General features: G+C 68.9%; 24 protein-coding genes. 13 read left to right on the top strand and 11 right to left on the bottom strand.

The window, feature by feature from the left end:
* Nucleotides 1–7: 7 nt before the first annotated feature.
* Together MPLG2_RS13100 and MPLG2_RS13095 are read left to right on the top strand one after the other, a co-directional pair.
* The gene (locus tag MPLG2_RS13100; protein WP_105187667.1) at nt 8–1,918 is read left to right on the top strand and encodes a M3 family metallopeptidase; all 1,911 of its coding nucleotides are present in this window, start codon (nt 8–10) and stop codon (nt 1,916–1,918) included.
* A gap of 232 nt (nt 1,919–2,150) precedes the next feature.
* Nucleotides 2,151–3,215 (top strand): PQQ-binding-like beta-propeller repeat protein, encoded by a 1,065-nt coding sequence (locus MPLG2_RS13095; RefSeq protein WP_158681192.1) that lies wholly within the window; start codon nt 2,151–2,153, stop codon nt 3,213–3,215.
* Between the two features lie 184 nt (nt 3,216–3,399).
* On the opposite strand, the gene MPLG2_RS13090 is transcribed toward MPLG2_RS13095, so the two are convergent.
* On the bottom strand, nt 3,400–5,064 hold the full coding sequence (locus MPLG2_RS13090; RefSeq protein WP_105186513.1) for a DUF885 domain-containing protein: 1,665 nt from the start codon (nt 5,062–5,064) through the stop codon (nt 3,400–3,402).
* 125 nt (nt 5,065–5,189) lie between these two features.
* Between MPLG2_RS13090 and MPLG2_RS13085 the strand changes: the two genes are divergently transcribed.
* The 3 genes from MPLG2_RS13085 to MPLG2_RS13075 all read left to right on the top strand — a co-directional run bounded on the left by MPLG2_RS13085 (nt 5,190) and on the right by MPLG2_RS13075 (nt 9,356).
* Nucleotides 5,190–5,903 (top strand): glycerophosphodiester phosphodiesterase family protein, encoded by a 714-nt coding sequence (locus MPLG2_RS13085; RefSeq protein ID WP_105186512.1) that lies wholly within the window; start codon nt 5,190–5,192, stop codon nt 5,901–5,903.
* A gap of 316 nt (nt 5,904–6,219) precedes the next feature.
* Nucleotides 6,220–7,128, top strand: coding sequence for a 1,4-dihydroxy-2-naphthoyl-CoA synthase (locus MPLG2_RS13080; protein ID WP_105186511.1), 909 nt, complete (start codon nt 6,220–6,222; stop codon nt 7,126–7,128).
* 134 nt (nt 7,129–7,262) lie between these two features.
* A complete protein-coding gene (locus MPLG2_RS13075; protein WP_105186510.1) occupies nt 7,263–9,356 on the top strand; it encodes a RecQ family ATP-dependent DNA helicase in 2,094 nt (697 codons plus the stop codon).
* Nucleotides 9,357–9,467: 111 nt separating this feature from the next.
* Here MPLG2_RS13075 and MPLG2_RS13070 read toward each other — a convergent pair whose 3' ends face one another.
* Entirely contained in the window at nt 9,468–9,986 is a 519-nt protein-coding gene (locus MPLG2_RS13070; RefSeq protein ID WP_105186509.1) for a YqhA family protein, read from the bottom strand.
* Between the two features lie 78 nt (nt 9,987–10,064).
* Here MPLG2_RS13070 and MPLG2_RS13065 point away from each other — a divergent pair, with 78 nt between their 5' ends.
* Entirely contained in the window at nt 10,065–10,607 is a 543-nt protein-coding gene (locus MPLG2_RS13065; protein WP_105187666.1) for a YbaK/EbsC family protein, read from the top strand.
* A gap of 320 nt (nt 10,608–10,927) precedes the next feature.
* Here MPLG2_RS13065 and MPLG2_RS13060 read toward each other — a convergent pair whose 3' ends face one another.
* The 4 genes from MPLG2_RS13060 to MPLG2_RS13045 all read right to left on the bottom strand — a co-directional run bounded on the left by MPLG2_RS13060 (nt 10,928) and on the right by MPLG2_RS13045 (nt 15,038).
* Nucleotides 10,928–11,974, bottom strand: coding sequence for a threonine aldolase family protein (locus MPLG2_RS13060; RefSeq protein WP_105186508.1), 1,047 nt, complete (start codon nt 11,972–11,974; stop codon nt 10,928–10,930).
* Nucleotides 11,975–12,051: 77 nt separating this feature from the next.
* Nucleotides 12,052–12,834, bottom strand: coding sequence for an LPXTG cell wall anchor domain-containing protein (locus tag MPLG2_RS13055; protein ID WP_173909628.1), 783 nt, complete (start codon nt 12,832–12,834; stop codon nt 12,052–12,054).
* Between the two features lie 255 nt (nt 12,835–13,089).
* Entirely contained in the window at nt 13,090–13,662 is a 573-nt protein-coding gene (locus MPLG2_RS13050; protein ID WP_197709941.1) for an SDR family NAD(P)-dependent oxidoreductase, read from the bottom strand.
* Nucleotides 13,662–15,038 (bottom strand): DUF6421 family protein, encoded by a 1,377-nt coding sequence (locus MPLG2_RS13045; protein WP_105186505.1) that lies wholly within the window; start codon nt 15,036–15,038, stop codon nt 13,662–13,664. The genes MPLG2_RS13050 and MPLG2_RS13045 overlap by 1 nt, the downstream gene beginning before the upstream one ends.
* Before the next feature lie 321 nt (nt 15,039–15,359).
* On the opposite strand from MPLG2_RS13045, the gene MPLG2_RS13040 reads away from it, so the two are divergent.
* Nucleotides 15,360–15,893 (top strand): peptidase, encoded by a 534-nt coding sequence (locus MPLG2_RS13040; RefSeq protein ID WP_105186504.1) that lies wholly within the window; start codon nt 15,360–15,362, stop codon nt 15,891–15,893.
* Between the two features lie 77 nt (nt 15,894–15,970).
* On the opposite strand, the gene MPLG2_RS13035 is transcribed toward MPLG2_RS13040, so the two are convergent.
* The 3 genes from MPLG2_RS13035 to MPLG2_RS13025 form a co-directional block, all read right to left on the bottom strand.
* The gene (locus MPLG2_RS13035; RefSeq protein ID WP_158681190.1) at nt 15,971–16,957 is read right to left on the bottom strand and encodes an aldose epimerase family protein; all 987 of its coding nucleotides are present in this window, start codon (nt 16,955–16,957) and stop codon (nt 15,971–15,973) included.
* An 8-nt stretch (nt 16,958–16,965) separates the two neighbouring features.
* Nucleotides 16,966–17,799, bottom strand: a complete 834-nt coding sequence (locus tag MPLG2_RS13030) for a CPBP family glutamic-type intramembrane protease (RefSeq protein WP_105186502.1) — start codon at nt 17,797–17,799, stop codon at nt 16,966–16,968.
* 570 nt (nt 17,800–18,369) lie between these two features.
* On the bottom strand, nt 18,370–18,828 hold the full coding sequence (locus MPLG2_RS13025; protein WP_105187665.1) for a YdeI/OmpD-associated family protein: 459 nt from the start codon (nt 18,826–18,828) through the stop codon (nt 18,370–18,372).
* A 46-nt stretch (nt 18,829–18,874) separates the two neighbouring features.
* On the opposite strand from MPLG2_RS13025, the gene MPLG2_RS13020 reads away from it, so the two are divergent.
* The 3 genes from MPLG2_RS13020 to MPLG2_RS13005 all read left to right on the top strand — a co-directional run bounded on the left by MPLG2_RS13020 (nt 18,875) and on the right by MPLG2_RS13005 (nt 22,134).
* Entirely contained in the window at nt 18,875–21,346 is a 2,472-nt protein-coding gene (locus MPLG2_RS13020; protein WP_105186501.1) for an ATP-dependent DNA ligase, read from the top strand.
* Between the two features lie 235 nt (nt 21,347–21,581).
* Nucleotides 21,582–21,815: a ribbon-helix-helix domain-containing protein gene (locus MPLG2_RS13010; protein ID WP_105187664.1), complete on the top strand. Its 234-nt coding sequence runs from the start codon at nt 21,582–21,584 to the stop codon at nt 21,813–21,815.
* Nucleotides 21,760–22,134, top strand: coding sequence for a type II toxin-antitoxin system PemK/MazF family toxin (locus MPLG2_RS13005; RefSeq protein WP_269459190.1), 375 nt, complete (start codon nt 21,760–21,762; stop codon nt 22,132–22,134). Before MPLG2_RS13010 ends, MPLG2_RS13005 begins: the two co-directional genes overlap by 56 nt.
* A 321-nt stretch (nt 22,135–22,455) precedes the next feature.
* Here the strand turns inward: MPLG2_RS13005 and MPLG2_RS13000 are convergent, their stop codons facing one another.
* Nucleotides 22,456–22,956, bottom strand: coding sequence for a DinB family protein (locus tag MPLG2_RS13000; protein WP_105186499.1), 501 nt, complete (start codon nt 22,954–22,956; stop codon nt 22,456–22,458).
* 136 nt (nt 22,957–23,092) lie between these two features.
* On the opposite strand from MPLG2_RS13000, the gene MPLG2_RS19495 reads away from it, so the two are divergent.
* Together MPLG2_RS19495 and MPLG2_RS19490 are read left to right on the top strand one after the other, a co-directional pair.
* On the top strand, nt 23,093–23,233 hold the full coding sequence (locus tag MPLG2_RS19495; RefSeq protein WP_231935656.1) for a hypothetical protein: 141 nt from the start codon (nt 23,093–23,095) through the stop codon (nt 23,231–23,233).
* 31 nt (nt 23,234–23,264) lie between these two features.
* Nucleotides 23,265–23,558, top strand: coding sequence for a DUF1905 domain-containing protein (locus tag MPLG2_RS19490; RefSeq protein WP_231935655.1), 294 nt, complete (start codon nt 23,265–23,267; stop codon nt 23,556–23,558).
* Between the two features lie 67 nt (nt 23,559–23,625).
* Here the strand turns inward: MPLG2_RS19490 and MPLG2_RS19060 are convergent, their stop codons facing one another.
* Nucleotides 23,626–23,847 carry a hypothetical protein gene (locus MPLG2_RS19060; RefSeq protein WP_197709940.1) on the bottom strand — a complete coding sequence of 74 codons (222 nt, stop codon included), beginning with the start codon at nt 23,845–23,847 and terminating at the stop codon, nt 23,626–23,628.
* A gap of 397 nt (nt 23,848–24,244) precedes the next feature.
* Between MPLG2_RS19060 and MPLG2_RS12985 the strand changes: the two genes are divergently transcribed.
* A complete protein-coding gene (locus tag MPLG2_RS12985) occupies nt 24,245–25,165 on the top strand; it encodes an aminoglycoside phosphotransferase family protein (RefSeq protein WP_105186497.1) in 921 nt (306 codons plus the stop codon).
* Nucleotides 25,166–25,306: the final 141 nt, after the last annotated feature.

Genomic DNA, 25,306 nt, shown 5'->3' with positions numbered 1-25,306 from the left:
GCTGGTCATGCTAGCGACATTGGCACTGCCCGCGTCCGACTGGTTGGGCTGGCTGCACGAGCACGGCGAGGGCGAACTCTCCGCGGCCCGGCAGAGCGTGACCGAGTTGTTGGCACTGCCGCGCGGCGACGCGGGCATGCTGCCCTTGTGGAACGACGCCACCACGGCGCTGCGCAACGCCGGCGCGTTGGCCAACCTGCTGGCCTCGGTGCACCCCGACGAGGCGGTGATCGAACGGGCCGAGGCGCTCGAAGTGGAGGTGCGTAGCTACGAGACCGACCTGTACCTCGACCCGGATGTGTATGCCGCCCTGGCGTCGGTGCAGCCCGGCGAACTGGACGACGGAGCCGCCCGCCTGCTGACCAAGGTGCTGCAGTCGTTTCGCCGCTCGGGCGTCGATCGCGACGAGCAGGTGCGCGGCCGGGTGCGTGAGCTCGAGGCGCGGCTCACCGAACTGGGCCAGACGTTCTCGCGCAACATTCGTGACGGCCGGGCGATCACGCGGGTGCCGTCCAGCGCCCTGGCCGGGCTGCCCGCCGACTACGTGGCGGCGCACCCGGCCCACGACGACGGCATGGTGAGCATCTCGACCGAGTACCCCGACGTGCACCCTTTTCTCACCTTCGCCACCGACGCCGCGGCCCGCCGGTCGGTGGCACACACGTTCTTCAACCTGGCCTGGCCGGTCAACGACCCGGTGCTGGCCGAGTTGCTGAGCCTTCGGCACGAATTGGCGAGCCTGCTGGGCTATGCCGACTGGCCCGACTACGACGCCGAAGTCAAGATGATCGGCAGTGGGGCGGCGATCGCAGAGTTCATCGACACCGTCAGCGCCGCCGCGCTGCCGGCCGGCGAACGTGAGATCGCCGTGCTGCGCGAGCGGGCCGTCCAAGACGGCGAGCGCGTCATCGACGTGTCGAACTGGCGGTACTACACCGAACTGATCAAACGCGAGCGCTACGGGGTGGACGCCACGCAGGTGCGACGCTACTTCGACTTCACCAAGGTGCACGACGGGCTGCTCGAGGTGACCGCGCGGCTGTTCGGGCTGCGGTTCACGCCGGTTGCGCCGTCCGACGCCCACGCGTGGCACCCCGACGTGACCACCTACGACGTCAGCGCCGCCGATCACGGCACCCCGTTGGGCCGGATTCACCTCGACCTGCACCCGCGCGAGCGCAAGTACAACCACGCGGCCAACTTCGACATGGTGCCCGGCGTGCTCGACGCGCAGTTGCCCGAGAGCGTGCTGGTGTGCAACTTTCCCCGTGGCCTCATGGATCACCGCGACGTGGTGACCCTGTTTCACGAGTTCGGCCACCTGATTCACAACATCGTCGGCGGCCAGCAGCGGTGGGTGCGCTTCTCGGGCGTAGCGACCGAGTGGGACTTCGTCGAGGCCCCCAGCCAGCTGCTGGAGGAGTGGGCGTGGGACGCCTCCGTGCTGCGCACGTTCGCCACCGACTCCGAAGGGGTGCCCATTCCGGTCGAGTTGGTGACGGCCATGAAGGCGGCGGACGAGTTCGGCAAGGGTTTCTTGGCCCGCACGCAGATGTTCTACGCCGCGCTGGCCTACCGGCTGCACGTCGAGCGTCCGGCGGATCCGACGGCGCGCATGCTCGAACTGGCGGCGGCCTACAGCCTGATCGACCCCCTGCCCGACACCCACTTCTACGCCGGGTTCGGCCATCTCGAGGGGTACACGTCGGGCTATTACACCTACATGTGGAGCCTGGTCATCGCCAAAGACCTGTTCAGCGCCTTCGATCGTGACGACCTGTTCGACGCCGAGGTGGCGACGCGTTACCGCGACCAAGTGCTGAGGCCGGGTGGCAGCCGGGACGCCGCCGACCTGGTCGAGAGCCTTCTCGGCCGGCCGTACAACACCGAAGCGTTCGAGGCCTGGCTGAACAGCTGAGGTCGTCGGTCGAAGCCGGTCGTTGATCCAGCTTCTCGGTGGTCGAGCGTGTCGTTGGTCGAGCCCGTCGAGACCTTCTCTGGCTAGGGTTTTCAGCTCTTCTTTGACGGCGGCTGCGCAAGCCCTTGCCCCAAGCGTCGCAGCGAGAGACGATGGATGTATGCGGGCATCGGGGCCGTGTCGCGCGGCAATCGTCATGTTGGCGATCACGCTGACGGCGTGTGCAGGGCCGGTGGCAACCTCGCCCGAAGTAGCCGGCCCGGCCCCCGCGGCCACTGCGTCGTCCACACCCGGTGCGACGCCCGCGAAGCCGACCAAGCCGCCGCTGGCGGCCGACCTTGCCGGCGGCACGCCGGTGCAACTCGGCCCGGCCGGGCACTACGCGATTCTGGGCGCACGCGCCTTCGTGGCCGACCCTGACGGCACGGTCACCGCCCTCGACCTCGGCACCGGGCTCACCGCGTGGCAGGCCCAGTTCACCAAGGGCACGCCTTGGGACGCCCAGCCGACGGTCGGGCTCAGCGCCGACGGACGCACCGTGGTGGCCGTGCGCACCGTCGACGTAGACGGCGTCGGCCGGCTCGACCTGCTGCTGATCGACGCCGCCACGGGTGCGGTGCAGGCCGAGCACGTGGTTGCGGACGCGGCGGGCAAGTTGCGTGTCGACCTGCCGCCCCGAGTGGTGGCGACCGACGCCACCACCATCGTGCTGGCCGACAACCCCGAGTCGGGCCGGCAGACCGCGGTGGTGCGCACCAGCGACGGCGTGCTGGCCTGGGTGGCCAACGACCAGGCGGTCGGGGCCACGTCCACGATGGTGATCACCCGCAGCGGTGGGCGTGACCGTGCGAAGGGCACCGTGCAGTGGAAGGCGTCCAGCTCGCTCGGGCCGCTGGTCGCCCGGCGCGGCAACGTCGTGGTCGTCAAGCAGGGCACGAAGGCGGTGTGGTTGTCAGCCACCACCGGCCGCCGGCTGGCCCTGACCGGCAAGCTCTCCACCGACGAGCCGACCTACGCGGCCACGCGCAACACCGTGGTCTACCTCACCACAGCCGGCTTGAGCGGCCGTGACCTGGCCACCGGCAAGCGGCTGTGGCATCGCGCCCGCAAGGGCGTTGCGGTGGTCAGCCTGCTCGACTGGGCGTATGTGTGGCGCAAGGGCACCCGCGGTGACGTGCTGAGCGCCCGCACCGGCAAGGTGCTGGTCAAGAACAAGGTGCTGCCGTCGATTCTGTACGCCAACGACGCTGGGGTGTTGCTGAACGCCGACGACGGGTACCGCTGGGTGTCGTTCTAGCGAACGAGGGCGGTCGAGCCTGTCGAGACCCGTGACGAGGGTTTCGACAAGCTCAACAGCAGTGGTTCGGCATTCGATGGTGCCTCGTCTTGTAATGAGACCGGCCGGCCAACCCGTTGGCCGAGCCTGTTGAGACCCCTCTGATCAGGGGTTTCTTCACGCTCAACCAGCGGCGTCCGCCCGATCAGCCGGCCAGTACCGCCTCGCGCAACACGCTCAACGGCAGCGAACCGAGGTTGAGCGCCTTGGTGTGAAACGCCTTGAGCGAGAAGTCGTCGCCCGCCTGCTCGGCAGCCTCGGCACGCACCTGTTCCCACAGCCGCTGGCCGATCTTGTACGACGGCGCCTGCCCCGGCCAGCCCAGGTAGCGGTTGAGTTCGAAGCGTAGGAACTTCTCGTCCATGTTCACGTTGGCCTTGAGCAGCTCCCACGCCTTGTCGGCGTTCCACGTGCCGCCGCCGTACTGCTGCGGGGCTCGCTTGCCCAGATGTACGCCGATGTCGAGCACCACGCGGGTGGCGCGCATGCGCTGACCGTCGAGCAGGCCCAACTTGTCGCCCAAGTCGTCCATGTAGCCGAACTCTTCCATCAGCCGTTCGGAATACAGCGCCCAGCCCTCGCCGTGGCCCGACACCCAGCAGACCAGCCGGCGCCACAGGTTCAGCTCGTCGCGGTTGTAGACGGCCTGGCCGATCTGCAGGTGATGGCCCGGGACGCCCTCGTGGTACACGGTGGTCTTCTCGCGCCAGGTGTTGAACTCTTCCACGCCCGGCGGCACCGACCACCACATGCGGCCGGGGCGGCTGAAGTCGTCGGACGGCCCGGTGTAGTAGATGCCGCCGTTCTGGGTGGGGGCGATCATGCACTCGATGCGCCGCATCTGTTCGGGAATGTCGAAGTGAACCCCGTTGAGTTCGCCGATGGCCTCGTCGGCGGTGCGCTGCATCCACTCTTGCAGGGCTTTCGTGCCGTGCAACTTGCGCGCCGGGTCGCCGTCGAGCACGCGCACGGCGTCGTCAATGCCGGCGCCGGGGCCCGCGATGGCTTCGATCACGGCGTCTTGTTCGGCGCTCACCCGGGCCAGCTCGTCGAGGCCCCACTCGTAGGTTTCGTCCAGATCGACCGCGGCGCCCAAGAAGGTGCGCGACCAGAGCTGGTAGCGCTCGCGTCCGGCGGCGTCGTCGGCGGGAGCGTCCGCCTCGAGTTCGCGCAGAAACTCAGCCAGCAGCCCGTACGACTCGGCGGCCGCCTCGCCGGCGCGAGTCAGGTCTGCGCTCAGCGCCTCGGACTGGTCGCTCTCGCGGTGAAAGGTGGTGAAGAACGACGTTTCGGGCTCGGCGAGTTCGGCGGCCTGCGCGATGCCTTCGCGCACCTGCAGGGCCGGCGGCAGCTCGCCGCGCCGGACGCCCTCGCGCAGACAGGCCAGGTAACCGGTGACCGCCTGGGGCACGCCGGCCAGCCGTGAGGCGATGTTCGACCAGTGCTCTTCGGTGTCGGTGGGCATCACGTCGAAGATGTCGCGAAAGCCCTGCAGCGGTGAGGCGATGTTGTTGAGGTCGCGAAACTGCTCACCGGCGACGTGCAGTTCGAGGTCGAGGCCGAGGCGCTCGTTCATGGCGGCGACGGTGACCCGGTCGACCTCGTCGCGGGGGGTGAGGGTGGCCAGTTTGGTGAGGGTGTCGCGGTTGAGGTCGGCGATGGCGTCGTGCACCTCGGGGCCGGTTTCGCCCATCAGGTGGTCGTAGCCCGACAGGCCGATCTCGGTGGCGAGCACGGGGGACAGATCGGCCAACGAACGGGTGTAGTCGTCGGCCAGGGTGTCGATGTCGCTGGGTGTGCGGTTGCTCATCTGCCGCAGCGTACTCCGGGGCTGCGACACTCGCCTACGGCGTGCGGCTCGTGCCCCGTGAGCGGTGATGTGACAGGCTGGACGGGCCAACCCCGGGTGAAAGCGAGCCGACGAGAGGGCGTGACATGCAGATCTGGGCACACCGCGGAGCCAGTTCCCGGCAGCCGGAGAACACCATCGCCGCGTTCTCGGCGGCGATGGCCGCCGGTGTCGACGGCGTCGAGTTCGACGTGCAGCTCAGTTCTGACGGCGTGCCCGTGGTGATTCACGACGAGAAGGTCGACCGCACCCACGCAGGCACCGGCTGGGTGGCCGGCCAGACCGTCGCGCAACTGCAGGAGTTGCCCTCTCTGCTGAAGAAGAAACCCGACCCGCTGACCACCCGCATTCCCACCCTGGCCGAGGTGCTCGACCTGCTGGCCGCCGGCGACCAGCTCATCAACATCGAGCTCAAGAACAGCGTCAAGGCGTACAAGACGCTCGAGTCGAAGGTGCTGGCGATGGTGGCCGAACGGCGGCTCGCCGACCGGGTGGTTCTGTCGTCGTTCAACCACTACTCGCTGCAACGGCTGCGTGAGAAGGGCTGGACGGGTGAACTGGCGGCCGTGCACGACGGCATGCTGCGCGAGCCCTGGCGCTACTTTCGCGAACTGGACGTGCAGGCCGTCCACCCGCCCCGGCACGTGCTGATGGTGCCCGGGTTCATCACCCGGGCGCATCGAGCCGGCTTCGCCGTGCGCGTGTGGACGGTGAACAAGGCCGCTCAGCGGCAACGATGCGCCCGGCTGGGGGTCGACGGCATCTTCACCGACGTGATGAAGCCCGGCCCCAACTGGTGACGTGGGTGGCGGTAGTTGGGGACGGTTCCCCTCTCGCGCCACCTGGGTGCTGAGGAAGCGCTGGTTTTCGCTGGTCGAGCTTGCTGGGACCCGTTGCGGCTAGGGGTTTCGACACGCTCGGCCAACGACCCGCGCGTTGACCAGCGGTTCCCCGACCGTCGCGCTGCCACTGGGGTTGGGGCTGCGCTCGACGGCAACGGCCCAGCGGTCGAGGTTTCGGCGCAGGGAGAGGTGCCGGCCCAGCATGCACACTCCTTCGTCAGCCCCCAATGACGGCCTGCCCAAGCGAGCATCACGGGCCGCTACGGTTGGGGCCATGAGCAGCCCGTGGCGTCCGGAGTTGTGGCACGAAGTGCCGGGGTTCGGGTTCACCGACATCACCTACCACCACGCCAACGACGTGCCGGCGGTGCGCATCGCGTTCAACCGGCCCGAGGTGCGCAACGCGTTTCGGCCGCAGACCGTCGACGAGCTGTACACCGCGCTCGACCACGCCCGGCAATCGGCCGACGTGGGGTGCGTGCTGCTGACCGGCAACGGGCCGTCCGAAAAGGATGGCGGCTGGGCGTTCTGCTCGGGCGGCGACCAGCGCATCAGGGGCCGTTCGGGCTACCAGTACGCCGAGGGTGAGACCGCCGACACCGTGGACGACCGGCGGGTGCGGGCCGAGGGTGGCCGGCTGCACATTCTGGAGGTCCAGCGGCTGATCAGGTTCATGCCCAAGGTGGTGATCGCCCTGGTCAACGGGTGGGCGGCCGGCGGCGGGCATTCGTTGCACGTGGTGTGCGACCTGACCGTCGCCTCGGCCGAGCACGCGAAGTTCAAGCAGACCGACGCCGACGTGGGGTCGTTCGACGCCGGGTTCGGCTCGGCCTACCTGGCCCGCCAGGTGGGGCAGAAGGTGGCCCGCGAGATCTTCTTCCTGGGCCAGACCTACGACGCGCAGCGGGCCTACGAGATGGGTGCGATCAACAAGGTGGTGCCGCACGAGCAGTTGGAGGACGTCGGGCTGGAGTGGGCGGCCTTGGTCTGCGGCAAGTCGCCGACGGCGCAGCGCATGCTCAAGTTCGCGTTTAACGCGATCGACGACGGGCTGATCGGCCAGCAGGTGTTCGCGGGCGAGACCACCCGGCTGGCGTACATGACCGACGAGGCGGTCGAGGGGCGGGACTCGTTCTTGCAGAAGCGGGCGCCCGACTGGTCGAAGTTTCCCTATTACTTCTAGGACGCCTGTTTCGTCATCCCGGCCGACGCCGGGATCTCCAAGGCCACGCCCGCCGCAGGGAGTTGTCCACAGATTTCGTACGGCGGCTTCCTTCGCCCGGCTGACTGTCGGTGGTCGGGCCTAGGTTGGAGGCCATGACCGCACTCACCGCTGCCCACGAGGCCGTCGTCACTCGGGTGATCGAAGCCCTGGCCGGGCCCGGCGCACGCCTGCGCGACGACCAGCGCACGGCCGTCGCCGCCCTGGTCGAGCCGGGTTCGCGGGTGCTGGTGGTGCAGGCCACCGGGTGGGGCAAGTCGGCGGTCTACTGGTGCGCCACGGCGCTGCACCGGGCCGCCGGCCGCGGGCCCACCCTGGTGGTCAGCCCGCTGTTGTCGCTGATGCGCGATCAGGTGGCCGCCGCCGCGAAGGCCGGGCTGCGGGCCGCGACCATCAACAGCTCGAACGTGGGCGACTGGTCGGCGATCGAGGCCGACCTCGCCGCCGACGCGCTCGACGTGGTGCTGGTGTCGCCCGAACGGCTGGCCAACCCGGGGTTCGGTGCCCGGGTGCTGCAGCACCTGGCCGGACGACTGGGCCTGCTGGTGATCGACGAGGCACACGCCGTGTCTGACTGGGGTCACGACTTTCGTCCCGACTACCGGCGGGTGTCGGACGTCCTGCAGCAGCTCAACCCCGACACTCCGGTGCTGGCCACCACGGCCACCGCCAATGAGCGGGTCACCGACGACGTGGCCGCTCAGCTCGGGCAGGCCACGCTGGTGCTGCGCGGGCCGCTGGCCCGGTCGTCTCTTGAACTGGCCGTGGTCGACCGGCTCAGCCCGATTCAGCGCTACGCGTGGGTGGTCGACCACCTGCCCCGGCTGGCCGGGTCGGGCATCGTCTACGTGCTCACCGTCGCCGACGCCGAACGGCTGGCGCAGGCCGTCCGGGTGGTGCACGGCGACGCTGTGGCGGTGGCGGCCTACACCGGCCAACTCGACGCCGAGGTGCGGCACCGGCTCGAAGACGACCTGCAGGCCAACCGGGTCAAGGCGCTGATCGCCACGTCGGCGCTGGGCATGGGCTACGACAAGCCCGATCTGGGGTTCGTGGTGCACGTGGGCTCGCCGCCCTCGCCGGTGTCGTACTACCAGCAGGTCGGCCGCGCCGGCCGCGCCATCGACCACGCCTCGGTGGTGCTGCTGCCCTCGCCGGCCGACGAGGGCGTGTGGGAGTACTTCGCCACCGCCACCATTCCGGTCGAGGCCGAGGTGCAGCGGCTGCTGGCCGCCCTCGAAGCCTCGGACGGCCCCGCGTCGGTGCCACAACTCGAGGCCGAGACGGGGCTGCGGCGCACCAAGGTCGAGCTGTACCTGAAGCAGTTGGCCGTGGCGGGCGTCACCGAGCGGGTCGCCGACGGCTGGCTGGCGACCGGGCAGCCGTGGGTGTTCGACGCCGAGCACTACGACGGCGTGCTCGCGGTGCGGCGGCGAGAGGCGGCGATCATGCGCGCCTACACCCGCGGTGAGCGGTGCCTGATGCAGCTGCTGCAAGAGTCGCTGGACGATCCGACCGCCGCCCCGTGCGGGCGGTGCTCGGTGTGCCGCAACACGCTGCCCGTGCCGCTGGAGCCCGAACCGCGCACCGAGACCGTCCGAACCGTCGCCACCGGGCTGCGCGGCACAGCCCAGCGGCTCGACCCGCGCAAGATGTGGCCCGGCGGCGAGTTCGGTGCCCGCGGCCGCATTCCGCAGGGCCTGATGGCCGAGGCGGGGCGTGTGCTGGTGCATGCCGACGCGCCCGAGTGGGCAGACACGCTGGCCGGTGCCGCCGCTGGTGAGGCCGCGGCCGTGCACGAGTTGGCGCACGGCTGCGTCGGGGTGCTCAGCCGGTGGCGCACCGACTGGCCGGCTCGTCCTGAGGTCGCGGTGGCGCTCGACACCGGGGGCTACCCGGGGCTGGCGGCTGAGGTCGCAGGGCATCTGGCGAGGGTGGGCCGGCTGGCGTCGGCTTCGGTCGAGGTGGCGCCGGGCCCGGCGCCCGATCGCGACCTGCCCAGCGATCGCGAAGCGGCGCACTGGCGGGCGGCGTTGAGCGTGCCCGAACCGACCGAGTTAGAGGGGCGGGTGGTGCTGCTGGTGGTGGACGCCACCCGTAGTCAGTGGCCGGTCACGGTGGCGGCGGCCAAGCTGCGCGAAGCGGGCGCGGCGATGGTGCTTCCCCTGGTGGTGCACCGGCAGGTGTGAGCCGGTCAGCCGCCAGCGGCAGTCCGCCATCCCGACAAAAGTCGGGATCTGTGTTGCGGCGCCGCGGTGGTGAGATCCGGGATCAAGCCCGTGAGGGCGCGGCTCTGGCTATCAGCCGCGAGGGGCCTCGACACGCTCGACAGGCCTCAGTGTTTGGCGCGCAGAAACAGCGACAGCGCCGCGGTCACCGCGGCGATGCCGCCGCCCAGGTACAGCAGGTTCAGCGCGTCGTCGCCGTAAGGGCGCGGCCAGAAAGAACACCGCGAGCACCACGACCACCACGCCGATCAACTGGCTCTTCAGGTCGTCCAGTGAGTTGAAGACCAGCCAGTCGGGCAGGCCCGAGATCTCGTCGATGAACAGCTCGTACAGCCCGATGGCGATGATGAACAGCACCACGGCAAGCAGAAACACGTCGGCGATTTCGACGAACGCGATCACGTAGTCTTTGGCCTCGGCGTGCCCGCCGAACGCCGTCACGATCGTGTTGAACACCTCGATGGCGCCCACCACGGTGAGCGTGATCGCGCCGAGCATCATGCCGATCGCGGGCACCAGCACGATGAACCGGGTCAGCGAAACGGAGCCACCGTCGCGCTTGCGCGACTTCTGCGGCGAAGACTCGGCCATGGGGACTGACCCTAGCGGCCGGGCGGGCGGTCGTCTCGCTGGCCGGGCGGGCAGATGTGATGCGGCAGTATGCAGGCCATGAGTGAGTCCGTCTTCGGCACCCTGCAGGCGATGCCGGCCGTCGATCGTCCCGACCTGCTGGCCCCACCGGTGCTCGCCGCCATCGGGCTGATACCTGACGCGCTGGTCGCCGAGATCGATCCCGCCTACGCCGACACCGAGCAGCTCTGCGCACAGTACGGCGTGCCGATGGATGCCTCTGCGAACGCCGTGATCGTGCGGGGCACCCGCGCCGGGGTCGACAAACACGCCTGCTGCATGACGCTGGCGCACCGCCGAATCGACGTGAACAACGTGGTGCGGCGCCGGTTGGACGCCCGCAAGGCGTCGTTCGCACCGATGGACTACGCGGTGGAGGCCACCGGCATGGAGTACGGCGGCATCAACCCCGTCGGGCTGCCCGAAGGCTGGCCGATCTGGGTGGACGGTGCCGTCGCCGAGCGTGACTGGGTGTGCATCGGGTCGGGCGTGCGGCACTCGAAGCTCTTCATTCCGGTCGCCGGGCTGTTGGCGCTGCCCGGCGCCGAGCGGGTGAACGACCTGGCGCGCGAAGTCGGTTGAGGTTGATCCACGATGAGCACCGCTAGCGGTAGCCGAAGTGGATCAACCCAACACGGCGTCGGTGGGTAATGGGGACGGTTCCGATTACCGTTCACACCGAGTTCTGGCGGTAGTTGGGGACGGTTCCGATTACCGTTCACGACTGGACGACGCCGCCGCGCTGCACCTCCCGGGGCATTGGGCTGCATGCTTGGGCGGTACGTTCACCATCTATCGTTCTGCAGGCGCCCAGAGTCTGTGACTGAACGGTAATCGGAACCGTCCCCATTACCCACCAGAGGCTTGAGGATGTGGCTGAACGGTAATCGGAACCGTCCGCATTACCCACCAGAGGCTTGGCGGATCAGGGCGGCGAAGGCGTCCACGTCTTCTTCGGCGGTGTCGAAGGAACACATCCAGCGCACCTCGCGGGCGGCGCCGTCCCAGTCGTAGAAGAAGAACTGCTCGCGCACCGCGTCCGCGACCCCGGCGGGTAACCGCACGAACACGCCGTTCGCCTGCGTCGGCTGGGTGAACTCGACCCCAGGCACGCCTTCGAGTGACGACCGTAGCCGGGCAGCCATCGCGTTGGCGTGGCCGGCGTTGCGCAGCCAGAGGTCGCCCTCGTACAGGGCGATGAGTTGGGCCGACAGAAAGCGCATCTTGCTGGCCAGTTGCATGTTGGTCTTGCGCAGAAAGCGCAGGCCGGCGGCCTTGTCGGGGTCGAGCGCCACGATCGCCTCGGCCCCCAGCGCGCCGTTCTTGGTGCCGCCGAGGGTGAGCAGGTCGACGCCGGCGTCGGTGGTGAACGCGGCGAACGGCACGCCCAGGGCTGCGGCGGCGTTCGAGAGCCGGGCGCCGTCCAGATGCACGGTCATGCCCAACTCGTGCGCGTGCGCGGCCAGCGCCGCGATCTCGTCAGGGCTGTAGAGGGTGCCCAGCTCGGTCGACTGGGTGATCGACACGGCCAGGGGCTGGGCGCGGTGCTCGTCGTCGAACCCGAACGCCTCGACGTCGAGCAGTTCGGGGGTCAGCTTGCCGTCGGGGGTGGGTACCGCGTACAGCTTCAGCCCGCCCACCTTCTCGGGCGCACCACCCTCGTCGACGTTGATGTGCGCGGTCTTCGCGCACACCACCGCACCCCAGCGCGGCAGCACCGACTGCAGAGCCGTGACGTTGGCACCGGTGCCGTTGAACATCGGAAACGCCTCGGCGCGGTCGCCGAAGTGGCCCTGCACCACCTGCTGCAGCCGGGCGGTATAGGCGTCGTTGCCGTACGACGACTGGTGCCCGTCGTTGGCCGCGGCGATGGCCGCCAGCACCTCTGCGTGAACACCGGAATAGTTGTCGCTGGCGAAGCCTCGGCGAGCAGGATCGTGAAGTTGCACCCGGCGATTATTCCACCCGCCGTGAATGGGACGTGGGGGGTTCGGCTTGCCCCGAACTCCCCACGTCGTGGTGAGGCTCAGCGCCGCCGGCGCGCGGCAAGCAGAGCCCCACTGCCCATCACGACCAGCAGCAGACCGACCCCCGCGCCCAGGGCGCTGGCGTCGGTGCCGGTCTGCGGCAGCGACGTCGTGGGCGTGGTGGGGGTCTTGGTCGCCTTGGTCGTGCTGGGAGTCGTGGTGGCGGTGCTCTCAGACGGCGTCGGGTTCGCCGCCGGGGTGGTCTCGGTGGGGGTGGGGGTCTCGCTGGGGGTGGTCTCCGTCGGCGTTGGGGTGGCCGTCGCGGTGATCTCGGACGGAGTCGGCGTCGGCGAGGGTGTTTCGCCGTCGCCCCCGGCGCCGCCGCTGTAGACGATGGCGGACGCCTGCACCGGCTGCGTGACTCCGCGTTGGGTGATCGTGCCCTCGTCGGTGTACGACGTGCGGGTCTCGGTGGCGATCGCCGTGCCCAGCACGCGGAAGTACTGGCCCGCCCTGGCGCTCGTGACCGTCACGGTGAGGGTGCCGGCGGTTTCGTCGCACGTCACCGAGTCGGGCGTCCACGTGCCGGTGAACTGAATGTCGCCCCACGCGTCGATGGCGTCGGCCTCTTGCACCAGGAGCGACGTGCAGTTCAGTCGCTGTCCGGCACCCAGCAAGTCGGTGAACACGACGGTCTCGTTGGCACCCTGTGTCACCGCGCTGACCAGGCCGAACGTCACCGTGTCGGGATCGCCGTCGGTGAAGTTGGCCCACTTGCCCGGCCAGGTCTTGGGCGCGTCGCAGTCGGGGCACGCGGCCGTGGTGACCGGGGTGCGCACCACCGTGGCGCCGACCTTCCACTCCAGGTTGGTCCCCTTTGAGCGGTACTCGCAGGGCGACTGCGCCGTGGTTGAGCGCTGCGTTACCTAGTGTTCTTCAGTTATTTCACAGGGTCACTAAAGGAATTGCGTCGCAGAGCCCAACTCGGTGCCGTCACCCACCGGGGGGACTTCGGGAATCGGCCGGCCAATAGTGGTCTGATAAGCGATTTCGCGAGTGTCGGGTGCGCTGGGCGGAGTCCGAGGGGTGGGCCGGGTCTAGCCGAAAAGGCCGGCCAGGGTGCGTCCCAGATCGCGCACGTGCGTGTGCCGGCTGAAGTCGCGTTCAGGTTCGGCGGCCACGTCGGCGTCCGAATACAGGGCCATCACGCGTTCGACGTGCACGCGTCCCGCGCCCTTCTTCATTGCATCGCCGACGGCCAGCAGCCAGGTCTCGGCGGCCGCTTTGGCGGCCAGATAGTTGGCGTTGCCGGCGGTGGGCTTGGCCACGCCGTTCTGCGACACGATGGCGAACACGCCGGCCGGTGAGGCCGCCACGGCGGGCAGAAACGCCCGGGTCGTGTTACGCAGCGTGCCCACGATCATGGTCTGCAGCCAGTTCCAGTCGTCGTCGCTCTGGGCGGCCAGTCCACCGCCTCCGCGCCAGCCACCGACCAGGTGGATCACGCCGTCCACGGCGCCCAGTCGCTCGGCCAGCGCCTGCACGGCGGCGAAGTCGCGCAGGTCGCACTCGTCGGGCCCGATCTCGATCGCCTCATGCCCGGCGTCACGCAAAGCCGACGCCGTGGCGTCGCCCAGTGCGCTGCCCGAGCCCGCGATGACGACCCGCATCAGGCCGAGGTTCCGGTGATGCCCGAAGTCGATGCGATCACGTCACGCATCTTCTTCTCGAACGCCTCGTAGAACATGCTGAGCGGAAACTCGTCGTCCATCACGAGGTCGGTGAGTTCGCGGGGGAGCCCCTTCAGCGGCAGGTCACCGGCCTTCCAGGCCGAGGCGGGGTGCGGCTCGACGGTGGCGGCCACGAGTTCGTAGGCGGCCAGCCAGTGCGAGATCTTGGGGCGGTCGATGGAGCGCCAGTAGAGGTGCTCGATGGCGGCGCCCAGTTCGTTGACGCAGTCGGGCACCCGATCCCACTCGAAGGCGAGCTGGGTGTCGGTCCAGTGCAGCACGTGGTGCTGGTGCAGCCAGGCGAACAGCAGCTGGCCGCCGAGGCCGTCGTAATTGCGCACCCGGTTGCCGGTGATCGCGAAGCGGAAGATGCGGTCGAAGATCACGCAGTACTGCACGAGCCGGGCGTGGTGGGCCAGTTCGAGCTGCTCGGCGGTGGGCTCGGCCAGGGCGGCGATGCGGCGATCGATCGCCACCGACTCGCGAAACGCGGTCAGGTCGCAGCGCAGTTCTTCGAGCGAGTACAGAAAGAACGGCATGCGCTGCTTGATCATGAACGGGTCGAACGGCAGGTCGCCGCGCATGTGGGTGCGGTCGTGAATCAGGTCCCACATCACGAAGGTCTCTTCAGCGAGTTGCTGATCGTCGAGCAGTTCGGCGGCCTCGGGCGGCAGGTCGAGCTTGGTCACCTCGACGGCAGCGCCGAGCACCCGGCGGAACCGAGCGGCCTCGCGGTCGGCGAAGATCGCGCCCCAGGTGAAGGTGGGAATCTGCCGCATCGCGACGGTCTCGGGGAACAGGACGGCCGAGTTGGTGTCGTAGCCCGCGGTGAAGTCAAGAAAACGAATCGGTACGAACAGCTTGTTGCTGTAGTCGGTGGCCTCGAGCTCCGCCACGAAGTCGGGCCAGATCACCTGTACGAGCACGGCCTCAACCAGCCGGCTGCGCGAGCCGTTCTGGGTGTACATCGGAAAGATCACGAGGTGGGTCAGGCCGTCCACTCGAAGCTGCTGGGGCTGGAACAGCACCAGCGAGTCGTAGAAGTCGGGCACGCCGAAGCCCTCGGACGCCCACCGCGCGAAGTCGGCCTGCAGGGCGTCCAGGTAGGCGGCGTCATGGGCGAACAGGGGCGCCAGTTCGGCGATGGCGCTGGTGAGCGTGGTGAGAAGTTCGCGGGCGTGGACGTGGTCGCCCGGTTCGTCAATGGCTCCATTGGCCGCCTGCAGGGTCTGCAGTTCGGTGGCGGCCGCCTTCAGTCGCAACCACGCGGGGTGGCCGGTGAGGGCCGAGACTTCAACATCAGCAACGGTCGTCATGCAGAGATTCTCACATAATGGACAAGGCTAGCGCCAGCATCGGCATCACGATGATCCATGCGAGAGATTTATTACGGTCAGATTTCAGCTCTGAACGAAAATATCTCGTCAGGGGTGACCGAGGGAGCGGTGACCAGAAGAACTGTCCCCTGAACTCCAGGGGACGGTTCTTTCGGTTCGCTGAACGGCTGGTCGGGTATCAGCCGGTCGCCCAGGACCCTCATGTGGCGCATCAGGTTGGCACTCTCGGGGGCTTGTGTGCCAACACCGATGTGATTCACCATGTGGCCAACTCCGGTATGGCTGCTACAGGAGGTCGAGATGCATGAACATGACGATATTTCGGTCGAGGTGTCGCCCTTCCAGGCCCAGGGCGTGCTCAGCGGCTTTCTGGTGTCCGGCCGCTGGCCGGCCAGCACCGTGGAGTGGGCGCGCTTTCTGCTGCTCGCGGTGCGGGTGGCGAGTGTGCCCGGCATGCTGCTCACCAGCACCGTGTTTCGGGTGCGTGAAGAGCGGCCCGAGTCGTCCCACCCGGGGGCCGTCGGGCTGGTGATCGCCGAGGGTCCGGTGGTGGGGCAGAACGCGGTGCTGCCCGGCCAGTTCGCGGCCCACCAGCCGCCCGGGCTGATCGTGCTGCACCCGCCGAGCGAGATTCGTCCGTCGCTGCCCGAGCAGGACGACGTGGCCGCCGGGTGCGTGCTGCTGCCGGGCCTTCCGCACCTGGGCCTCGATCACCGCGCCGCCTGGGTCGAGGCCGACCGTCGTGGCAACATCGCCCGCATGGTCAGCCGCGCGGGCATCGACCCCAACGAAGACGCCGACACCGCCGTGCTGGCGCTGCTGCTGGCCGCGTAGCGGTGCGTTCGCGCCACTGTACCTGTTGGCGCAGGATAGGAACCGTCCCCAACTCGCGTCACGTGACCCGATAACGGTCAGCCGAGCGGGCGGAACCGCCAGATCGTCGTGCTCGTGAACTGCTCACCCGGGCGCAGCACCGAGTTCGGAAAGCCCTCGTGGTTGGGGGCGTCGGGAAAGTTCTGGGTCTCGAGCGCCAAACCCGACCGCGGGCCGTACGTGCCCGTGAGCCCCGGCACGTCGTTCATCACGTCGGCGGTGTACAGCTGAATGCCCGGCTGGTCGCTCAGCACGTCGATGGCCAGGTCGGTGGCACTCAACGTGGCGTGTGGACGCAGCGTGCCCGGCTCGCCGTCCACCACGAAGCAGGTGTCGAGCGGGGCGGCGTCCACGATGCGCCGTGGGGTGCGCAGATCGTGCAAACCGACGGGAACGAGCCGTCCAGTGGGGATCAGCTCATCGTTCACCTCGACCACCTGCGCGCCCGGCACCGCGATCAGCTGCTCGTCGGTAGAGCCGGACGCCTCGCCAGCTGCGTTGAAGTAACTGTGGTTGGTGAAGTTCACCACGGTGGGCGCGGTGGTGGTGGCCGAATAGGTCATGCGCAGCTCACCCGGCGCGATCGTGTACCGCACCGACGCCGTCAGCTCGCCCGGAAAGCCCTGATCGCCATCGGCGCTGACGATGCCGAACGTCACCGAATCGGGCCCCACCTCGGTGATCGTCCAGACCCGTCGGTGAAAGCCGTCCGGGCCTCCGTGCAACGTGCTGGCGCCCTCGTTGGCGCTCAGAATGTAGCGGGAACCGTCCAACGTGAACCGGGCGCCGCCGATGCGGTTGGCGAACCGTCCGATGGTGAGGCCGATGCAGAACATCGAGTCGGCGTAGCCCTGGGCGTCGGGGTGACCGAGCGCCACGTCGCGTCCGGCCACCACCACCCGATGCACGGCGGCGCCGATCGACAACAACTCGACGGCCAGGTCGTCGGCTTCGAGGCGGACGAGCTCAACCGGCTCGCCGTTGACGCTGCCGAACGGCACGGGGGAGGGCAGGGACCGGGACACGAGGGCTCCTAGGCGGTGATGAAGATGTGCGGCCAAGCAGGATTGTGCCCGTGGATCAGCACCAAGAACACCACCAGGTCGAACAACAGGTGCACGGTTATCACGTAGGCCAGGTTCTTGGTCAGCTGAAAGATGGCGCCCTGTACCAGAGCGAACGGAATGGTGAGCAGGGGGCCCCACGACTGGTAGCCCAGTTCCCACAGAAACGACACGAAGATCATCGCCTGCAGCAGGTTCGCCTGCCACAGCTTGAAGTGCCGCCGGTACAGGGTGAAGACGATGCAGATGAAGAACAGCTCGTCCCAGATTCCGACGGCGTTCACGCCGATGAACAGCCGGACGACCTGGTCGGGGGTGTGCACCGGCGGCCAGTTGAGGTACACGCCGGTGCTGATGAAGTACCACGGCAGCACCAGGTAGCCGACCACCACGACGGCGGCCAGGTACGTCCACTGGGCGCGGTTCCAGCGCCACCCGCCCCACGGAAACTTGACCGGCTCGGCGCGAAACACCCAGCGGTGCAGCGCGTACGGCACGGCGACGGCACCGCCGAGCACCACGGCGAAGCGCAGCATGCCCAGGTTCGACAGGTCGGCCGCCAGGTCGGACAGGCTCAGAATCACCACACCGGTCGCCACCGTGGTGATGTCGGCGAGCAACCCGACCGACAAGGTGGTGAAGTCGCACAGCCAGGCGCCGAACAGGCCGCACGCCACCAGGAGGTAGCCCAAGGTGTACTGGTGGTACACCAGCAGAAACATCGCCCCCAGCCCCAGCAGCACTGCGGGCAGGGTGGCCCAGGTGGACTCTTTGACGTAGCCGTCGCGGTCACCCCACTGCATGGGGTGAGTCTTCCATGCGATGCGAAAGCGACCGGACGCCGCCGAGCCGGCCGACGCCCGTCCCGCTGATCGAGTGCGTCAAAACCCCGACCGGCGCAGGTCTTGACCGAGCCCGACCCAGCGCAGGTCTCGACCGAGCCCGACCAGCGCGGGTCTCGACCGAACCCGACCAGAGACCGGAGTGGCACGTACAAAGCTGTCCCAGTCGGACGCCTCGCGGGTGCTGCCCGTGTTACCCCCACCTGACGGCGGGCGCGCTCCTTGCCGGCGCGCCGCACCCAGCGGCCGAACCCGATCGTCCAGCCCGTCAGAATCAGGTGGTTTGGGCGGCACGCCGCACCGCGACCCGTCGGTGATGCGCTGGAGCTGCTTGGGCTGGCACTCGGAACCGTCATTCGGTTGCGGTCAAGTCGCATTGGCTGGGGGTCGATGGACGGTCAGAGGTTGCTCACCTGGTCGCGGTGGTGGGCATCCGACTTTCCGCCGAAAACCGACCCCGACCGATCACGACGGGCCGAAAGAGTCGGCAGGTCGGCACCGCGAGCGCTCGCTCTTCGGCGCGAGGAGCGCCTAGCTGAGGCGCTTCCCCTCGTGCAGCAGGCGCAGCGTGTCCTCCAGCCGACGCGCACGAGTGTCGGCACGTTTCGCCCCGCCCACCCAGACCGCGAACTCTTTGCGTGCGCTGAAGGGCAGGGCCTCGAAGGCGTCCTTGGCGGCGGCGTCCCCGGCCAGCGCGACGGCCAGGTCGTCGGGCACGTCGACCTCGCGCGGCGCCTCGTCGACGGTGATGGTTGCCGTGACCTGCTGGCCCACCTCGGGCCCCAGGTCGGTGCGGGTCGCCTTGCTCATGCCGATCAGGTTCTCGACGCCCATCACGCCCAGCCGCAACCGCGCCTCGCGGTCACCCACACGCACCAGCACCCCGGCGCGCTTGCCGCCGCCCAGCACGGCGACCTCTTCGTCGGTGAGCACCAGTGCACCGGCCGGTCCGCGGGGTGCCAGCACCCGGGTCAACTCCAGAGTCGCCATGCGCTCACCCTGCCAGCGCCGTCGCACGGGTGCCAGACTGGCCGCCATGAGCCCGGCCGATCAGCACCTCGACGTCGACGGTCGCCTGATCAAGGTGACCAACCTCGACAAGGTGCTGTACCCCGAGACGGGCACCACCAAGGGCGACGTGATCGCGTACTACCAGGCCGTCGCGCCGTACTTCGTGCCGCACGCGGCGCATCGCCCGGCCACTCGCAAGCGCTGGCCCAACGGCGTCGGCACCCCTGAGCAGCCGCAGACGCCGTTCTTTCACAAGAACCTCGACCCCAAGTCGACGCCCGACTGGGTACGCACGTTCACCATCGAGCACTCCGAGGGCGACAACGTCTACCCGCTGATCGACGACGCCGCGACCCTGGTGTGGCTGGCGCAGTTGGCCGCGCTCGAACTGCACGTGCCGCAGTGGACGGTGCTCGACGGCGAACGGCAACCCCCCAACCGGCTGGTGATCGACCTCGACCCGGGGGCGGGAGCGGGCATCGAGCAGTGCGTCGAGGTGGCGCAGTTGCTGCGCGAGGTGCTCGATCAGGTCGGGTTCGCCTCGGTGCCGGTCACCAGCGGCAGCAAGGGCATTCACCTCTACGCCGCGCTCGGCGGCGAGATGACGTCCGACGAGGTGTCGGCGTGGGCGCACGAGCTGGCCCTCACGTTGGAGGCGATGCGCCCCGACCTGGTGGTCAGCGACATGAACAAGAAGCTGCGCGAGGGTCGGGTGCTGCTCGACTGGAGCCAGAACAACGCCGCAAAGACCACCATCGCCCCCTACTCGCTGCGGGGGCGCGCGCACCCGACCGTGGCGGCCCCGCGCACCTGGGACGAGCTGGGGCCGGGACTGCGGCAACTGGAGTTCGACGAGGTGCTGGAGCGGCTCGCATCCATGGGCGACCCCTTCGCGGCGATCGAGTTCCCGCCGGTCGAGCTCGTCGAGTCCCCGCCGGTCGAGCTCGTCGAGACCCCCGACCGCCTCACCACCTACCGCTCGATGCGCGACCCGGCCAAGACCCCCGAACCGGTGCCAGCGGACCGTCCGGAACCTCGTCCACTAGGCAATTCGTTCGTGATTCAAGAGCACCACGCCCGCCGGCTGCACTACGACTTCAGGCTCGAACACGACGGGGTACTGGTGTCGTGGGCCATACCCAAAGGCCCACCGACCGACCCGGCGGTGAACCATCTGGCGGTGCAGACCGAAGACCACCCGCTCGAGTACGGCAGCTTCGAGGGCGATATTCCGCGCGGCGAGTACGGCGGCGGGCACGTTGACATCTGGGACGCCGGCACCTTCGAGCTCGAGAAGTGGCGCGACGGCAAAGAGGTGATCGCCACCCTGACCGGACGCCCCGACGGCGGCTTGGGCGGCGTGCCCCGGCGGTTCGCGCTGCTGCACACGAAGATGGGCGGCGACGAGAAGAACTGGCTGATTCACCTGATGGCGCCGGCCGATGACAAATCGTCATCCCGGCCCGCCCCTTCGTCATCCCGGCGAACGCCGGGATCTCCAAGCTCGACCACGACGCCAACCGAGTCGTCCCCGGCGGTCGAGCGTGACGAGACCGCCTCCGCCGAGGCCCCCACCATCGCCCCCATGCTCGCCACGGCCGGCGTCGCGCAAGACGTCCAACACGGCGACTGGGTGTTCGAGGTCAAGTGGGACGGCTACCGGGCTCTGGCTACGGTGAACGACGGCGCGGTGCGACTCGCCAGCAGGCGGGGCCACGACCTCACCAAGGACTTCCCCGAACTCGCCGAACTCGCCCGCCTGATCGCTCCGCACGACGCCGTGCTCGACGGCGAGGTGGTGTTTCTCGACCCGGACGGACGGCCGAGTTTCGAGCGGCTGCAGAACCGGGCCGAACACCGCGGCGAGGCGCACTACATGGTGTTCGACCTGCTTCGGCTCGACGGACGCTCGCAGCTGCACGAGCCCTACACCGCCAGGCGTGAGCAACTGGCCGCACTGCTCGGCGACGGCACCCGCCGCATTCAACTCAGCACCCAGCTCGGCACCGACGCCGACGAGGCCCTGGCGATCAGTCGCGAACTGGGCCTCGAAGGCGTGGTGGCCAAGCGGCCCGACAGCGTCTATCAGCCGGGCCGCCGGGTGGACACCTGGATCAAGATCAAGCACCTGCTCGCCCAAGAGGTGGTGATCATCGGCTGGACGCCCGGCGAGAGCGCCCGCGCCCGCACCATCGGTGCGCTGCTGATGGCGGTGCCTAACGGCGACGCGCTCACCTACGTCGGACGAGTCGGGTCAGGCTTCACCGAGAAGGACCTGGCCGACACCAAGCTGGTGCTGTCAGAGATCGAGGTGGCTGCGACGACGGTGCCCGACATTCCGGCGGCCGATCGCAAGGGCGCCCACTGGGTCGAGCCGATTCTGGTCGGCGAGGTCACCTACGGGGTCTGGACGCAGGCGGGCCGGCTGCGCATGCCGGTGTGGCGCGGGTGGCGTCCGGACAAGACCCCGGACGACATCAGCCTGCCCGAGCAGTGATCGACCCCAAGCACGTGGCAAGCACCGGAACGCACCGCGACGAGTCAGACACCCTCTGGCTGGACGGCATCGCCACCAAGCCCGCACGGCCTTCCTGACTTCAACGGCGGACAACTCGCGGCCGCGGCGACACTGCGGGACTGTGGTCGACACGAACAGCCGGCGCGGTCGACCGCGCGGATGGCGGCATCACAGTGAATCCCATATCGGGATGTACGGCTGGTACCTTTGTGTCATGAGCACCCAGATTGCAGTCCGGCTACCTGACGAGATGGTGGCTTTCCTCGACCAAGCCGTGGCCCAAGGCAAGGCCGCCAGCCGCGCACAGCTGGTCAGTGCCGCGCTGGAGCGTGAGATGCGACGCCAGGCCGCCGAGGCCGACGCTGTGATCCTTCGCCAGCAGGGTGCCGCCGATGATCTGGACCCACTGGTGGAGTGGACGGTCGGCCACCTCGACATCGCCGGCTAGCGTGCGCGAGATCTGTCTGGCCCGGTTGGACAAGACCCGTCCAGTGGTCGTACTGACCCGTGAGGCTGCCCGTGCCGCCATGACGAAGGTCACCGTCGCCCCGATCACCTCGACCATCAAGGGTCTCAATAGCGAAGTCTCGGTCGGGCCGGACAATGGTCTCGAACAGCTGAGCGTGATCTCCCTTGACAACGTTGTGACCATCCCCGCCAACCTGCTCGGACGAACCGTCGGCTTCCTGAGCTCCGAACAGGAAATGCTGCTGGCTAAGGCCATCGTCCTCGCCTACGACCTCGACATCGCCCTCCTCGACACCTGACGCCTCCGCCCCGATCGCGGCAGATCAGTGCGACCGCGGGTCTGCTCACGCAGCAGGGCCGCTGCGATTTGGGTGTGTTCGGCTGGCATGTGTCCGAGGCGGGTCAGTACGAGGTCGCGGTCGACGACGTGGCACCTCTGATCCAGACCGCCTGGGTCAGGTTCTGAGATCCCGGCGTTCGCCGGGATGACGGGCGAGGCGGCATGACGGGCGAGGCGGCATGACGGGCGAGGCGCACTCGTTGGGACGTGTTGAATGCTGACCTCCCCTGGTCGAGCTTGTCGAGACCCATGCGGTGTGTTTCGACACCCCAACTGGCGCCTAATCGAGAACCAAGTACTGCGTGCCGTCGATGAGTTCGCGGGCGGCGTCGAGGTGCCCGGCGTGGGTGGCGGTTTCGACGAGCACGTGCACGACGACGGTGCGCAGGTCGGGAAAGGCCAGGCCGGCCTTCTGCCACCAGGGCTCGGGGCTGGCCGGGGGCGTGTCGAGTGCGGTGGCCTCGATCAGCGCGTCCGAGGTCGCGGCAGCCGTGCGGTAGGCCTCGATCACGTGCTCGGACGGCTCGTGGTCGCCGACCGTCCAATCGCCGTTGTGACCTTCGGGCCAGAAGTCGAGCGGCCCGCCGGCCATCACCACCTCGAACCAGTACCGCTCGTCAGACAGGGTGAGGTGCCGCACCAGCCCCAGCGGGCTCCACCCCGACGGCAGCACGGCCGAGCGCAACTGAGCGTCAGGCAGGCCGTCCAATTGGGCCAGAATGTGGCTCCGCTGGCCGCGTAGGCGGCTCAGCAGCAGGTCGCGTTCGTGGTCGTCTGACATGCGCACACCCTGGCAGCACCCGCTGACACGAATCCAGCCTCCGGTCGGCGGATATGGATTCCCACCGTTCGCGACAGTCGAGTTGCGTCGCACCCACGCTTGACTCACCGAACGGGTCGCGGCAGACCTCGACGGCGTGCACGGCTGGTTCGGCTGGGTGTGCGTCGACACCGCGCAGACCAGGGCGCTCAAAGACGTGCTGCGCGCCGCCACTGGAGCCGGCAAACGCGAGGGGCACGCCATGGGCTACTGGACGGTGGGCCGCACCACCGGCTGATTCGTCCGATGGTGGTGAGAGACTGCCTGCTGTGGCGGAGTTCGACTTCGACGGGGTGGTGATCGAGTGGCGCGGGCCGGCGCCGTACGCCTACGTGGCGCTGCCCGACTGGGTCGCCGACGAGGTGGCCGTGCTGGCGAGGGCCGTCACTTACGGCTGGGGCATGATTCCGGTGCAGGCCCAGATCGGCGACACCACGTGGACGACCTCGCTGTTCCCCAAAGACGGGGGCTACCTGCTGCCGATCAAGGTCGCGGTGCAGCGCGCCGAGTCGATCGGCATCGGCAGCGCGGTGGCGGTCACGGTGAGTGTGCTGGGGTTGTGAGAGTTTCGCTGGTCGAACCCGTCGAGACCTCGGTGTCGAGTGGCGCCGACGTAGTCAGCGGCACCGGTCAGAGGTCCTTGCGCACGATGACGCGGGGGCGTCCGTTCACGTGGTAGCCGGTCTCACCCACCTGACGAAAACCGGCGTCGGTGAACCACGACAGCAGGCCGACCGATGCCTGGGTGCGGTCGATGCGCTGATCGCCGGCGTCCACCGGGTAACCGACCACCGCCGGCGCGTGTTGGGCCACGGCGTACTCGACCGCTCCGGTGAGCAGGGCCCGCGCCACCCCCTGTCGTCCGTGCCCCGCCCGCACCCGAAAGCAGGTCAGCGCCCACGGATCGTCCGGGTCGCTGGCAAAAGTGGCTCTCGGCCAGGCCCTTCAGTTCACTGCGTGGTGCGATGGCCGCCCAGCCCACCACCTCATCGCCGTCGTAGGCGAGCACGCCGGGCACGTGCGAGCGGCGACGGCACAGCCGCAGCAGTTCCTCGGCGCGGTGGGGCTGGCGTAACGCGTCGTTGTCAGCGAGCGGGAGCCGGTAGGTGAGGCACCAGCAGCCCTGCGCACCCGCCTTCTTGGGCGCCAGGATCGCCTCGACGTCGGCGAAACGGCCGGCCGTGGCGGGTTCGGTGCGCAGGCCCATGGCCGCAACCTACTCGTGGGCTGCCACAGATAGCCTCACCCGATGGGTACGGACGTGATCGAAGCAGCCGTCGCCGAGGCGCGGCGACGGGCGGATCGTTCCGATCGCGACCTGCAGGGCCACGTGGTGCACTACGCCCAGACGGTGCCTGTGGTGGTGTCGCGCTGGCGGCTCAACCCGGTGGGCTGGTTCGAGGGCGGGGTCAATCCGCCCCCGTTGGACGTGGTCACCGAACAGGGGCAGCGGGCCGTATTGAAGGTGCAGCCGCCGGGTGAGCAGGACGTCGTGGCACGGGTGCTGCGAGCGGCCGACGGGCACGGGTACGTCCGGCTGCTGGGGTGGAGTGCACCCGACGGCGCCCTGTTGACGCAGCGTCTGGGTGAGTCGTTGTGGACGTCGTCGCCACGGCTGGCCGATCAGGTGGCGGTCGTCGCGCCGCTGCTGCGCGAAGCCTGGACGGTGCCCCTCACCCAGGGTGCCCCGTTCGCGGCGAAGGCGTCTGGGTTGGCCGGCATTCTGCGCGACCTGGGTCCGCGCTATGGAACCTCTGCCCCGCGAGCGTTGAAACTGGCGGCCGACTACGCCCAACGTCTAACAGCGGATGAGCGGCCCGAGGTGGTCTGCCACGGCGACCCGCATGCGGGCAACGTGCTGCGACGTGGTGAAGGCTGGGCCTTGATCGACCCCGACGGGTTCGCCGGCGAGCCGGCCTACGACCTCGGCGTGGTGCTGCGCGACGCCTGTCACGAGGTCACTGCGGCCGAGTCGCAGCAGTTCGGTGCGGGGGTGGCACTGCTACGGCAGCAGTGCGTCCGGCTGGCCGAGTTGGGCGGGGTGGAGGCCGATCGGGTCTGGCAGTGGGCCTTCGTCGAACGGGTCACGACCGGCCTCTACCTGCACTGGTTCGGCTATCCCGACCAGGGCGATTCGTTTCTCAGCACGGCCGAAACCATCGCCGAGTAGCGAAGCGCGCGTGCCGCTGGTGTACAGCGTGGTCGATCGACCGCCGTCTCAAGGGGTCGATCGACCACACTCGTAGGCCCAAGGTCTGGACGGGCGCGACCAGCAGCGCAGGGCCTGAGTGTCATGTCGCATTCTTGCTAG

The sequence above is a fragment of the Micropruina glycogenica genome (assembly GCF_900289045.1).
GTDB classification, from domain to species: Bacteria; Actinomycetota; Actinomycetes; order Propionibacteriales; family Propionibacteriaceae; genus Micropruina; species Micropruina glycogenica.
The sequence above is the reverse complement of the archived record's forward strand: the minus strand, read 5'-3'. Positions and strand labels throughout refer to the sequence as shown.

Bases quoted from the DNA above. Each gene is read 5' to 3' on its own strand.
- MPLG2_RS13100 (WP_105187667.1), top strand. From the start codon at position 8: ATGCTAGCGACATTGGCACTGCCCGCGTCCGACTGGTTGGGCTGGCTG.
- MPLG2_RS13090 (WP_105186513.1), bottom strand. From the start codon at position 5,064: ATGAGCAACCGCACACCCAGCGACATCGACACCCTGGCCGACGACTAC.
- MPLG2_RS13085 (WP_105186512.1), top strand. From the start codon at position 5,190: ATGCAGATCTGGGCACACCGCGGAGCCAGTTCCCGGCAGCCGGAGAAC.
- MPLG2_RS13080 (WP_105186511.1), top strand. From the start codon at position 6,220: ATGAGCAGCCCGTGGCGTCCGGAGTTGTGGCACGAAGTGCCGGGGTTC.
- MPLG2_RS13075 (WP_105186510.1), top strand. From the start codon at position 7,263: ATGACCGCACTCACCGCTGCCCACGAGGCCGTCGTCACTCGGGTGATC.
- MPLG2_RS13070 (WP_105186509.1), bottom strand. From the start codon at position 9,986: ATGGCCGAGTCTTCGCCGCAGAAGTCGCGCAAGCGCGACGGTGGCTCC.
- MPLG2_RS13065 (WP_105187666.1), top strand. From the start codon at position 10,065: ATGAGTGAGTCCGTCTTCGGCACCCTGCAGGCGATGCCGGCCGTCGAT.
- MPLG2_RS13050 (WP_197709941.1), bottom strand. From the start codon at position 13,662: ATGCGGGTCGTCATCGCGGGCTCGGGCAGCGCACTGGGCGACGCCACG.
- MPLG2_RS13045 (WP_105186505.1), bottom strand. From the start codon at position 15,038: ATGACGACCGTTGCTGATGTTGAAGTCTCGGCCCTCACCGGCCACCCC.
- MPLG2_RS13040 (WP_105186504.1), top strand. From the start codon at position 15,360: ATGCATGAACATGACGATATTTCGGTCGAGGTGTCGCCCTTCCAGGCC.
- MPLG2_RS13030 (WP_105186502.1), bottom strand. From the start codon at position 17,799: ATGCAGTGGGGTGACCGCGACGGCTACGTCAAAGAGTCCACCTGGGCC.
- MPLG2_RS13025 (WP_105187665.1), bottom strand. From the start codon at position 18,828: ATGGCGACTCTGGAGTTGACCCGGGTGCTGGCACCCCGCGGACCGGCC.
- MPLG2_RS13020 (WP_105186501.1), top strand. From the start codon at position 18,875: ATGAGCCCGGCCGATCAGCACCTCGACGTCGACGGTCGCCTGATCAAG.
- MPLG2_RS13010 (WP_105187664.1), top strand. From the start codon at position 21,582: ATGAGCACCCAGATTGCAGTCCGGCTACCTGACGAGATGGTGGCTTTC.
- MPLG2_RS13005 (WP_269459190.1), top strand. From the start codon at position 21,760: ATGATCTGGACCCACTGGTGGAGTGGACGGTCGGCCACCTCGACATCG.
- MPLG2_RS13000 (WP_105186499.1), bottom strand. From the start codon at position 22,956: ATGTCAGACGACCACGAACGCGACCTGCTGCTGAGCCGCCTACGCGGC.
- MPLG2_RS12985 (WP_105186497.1), top strand. From the start codon at position 24,245: ATGGGTACGGACGTGATCGAAGCAGCCGTCGCCGAGGCGCGGCGACGG.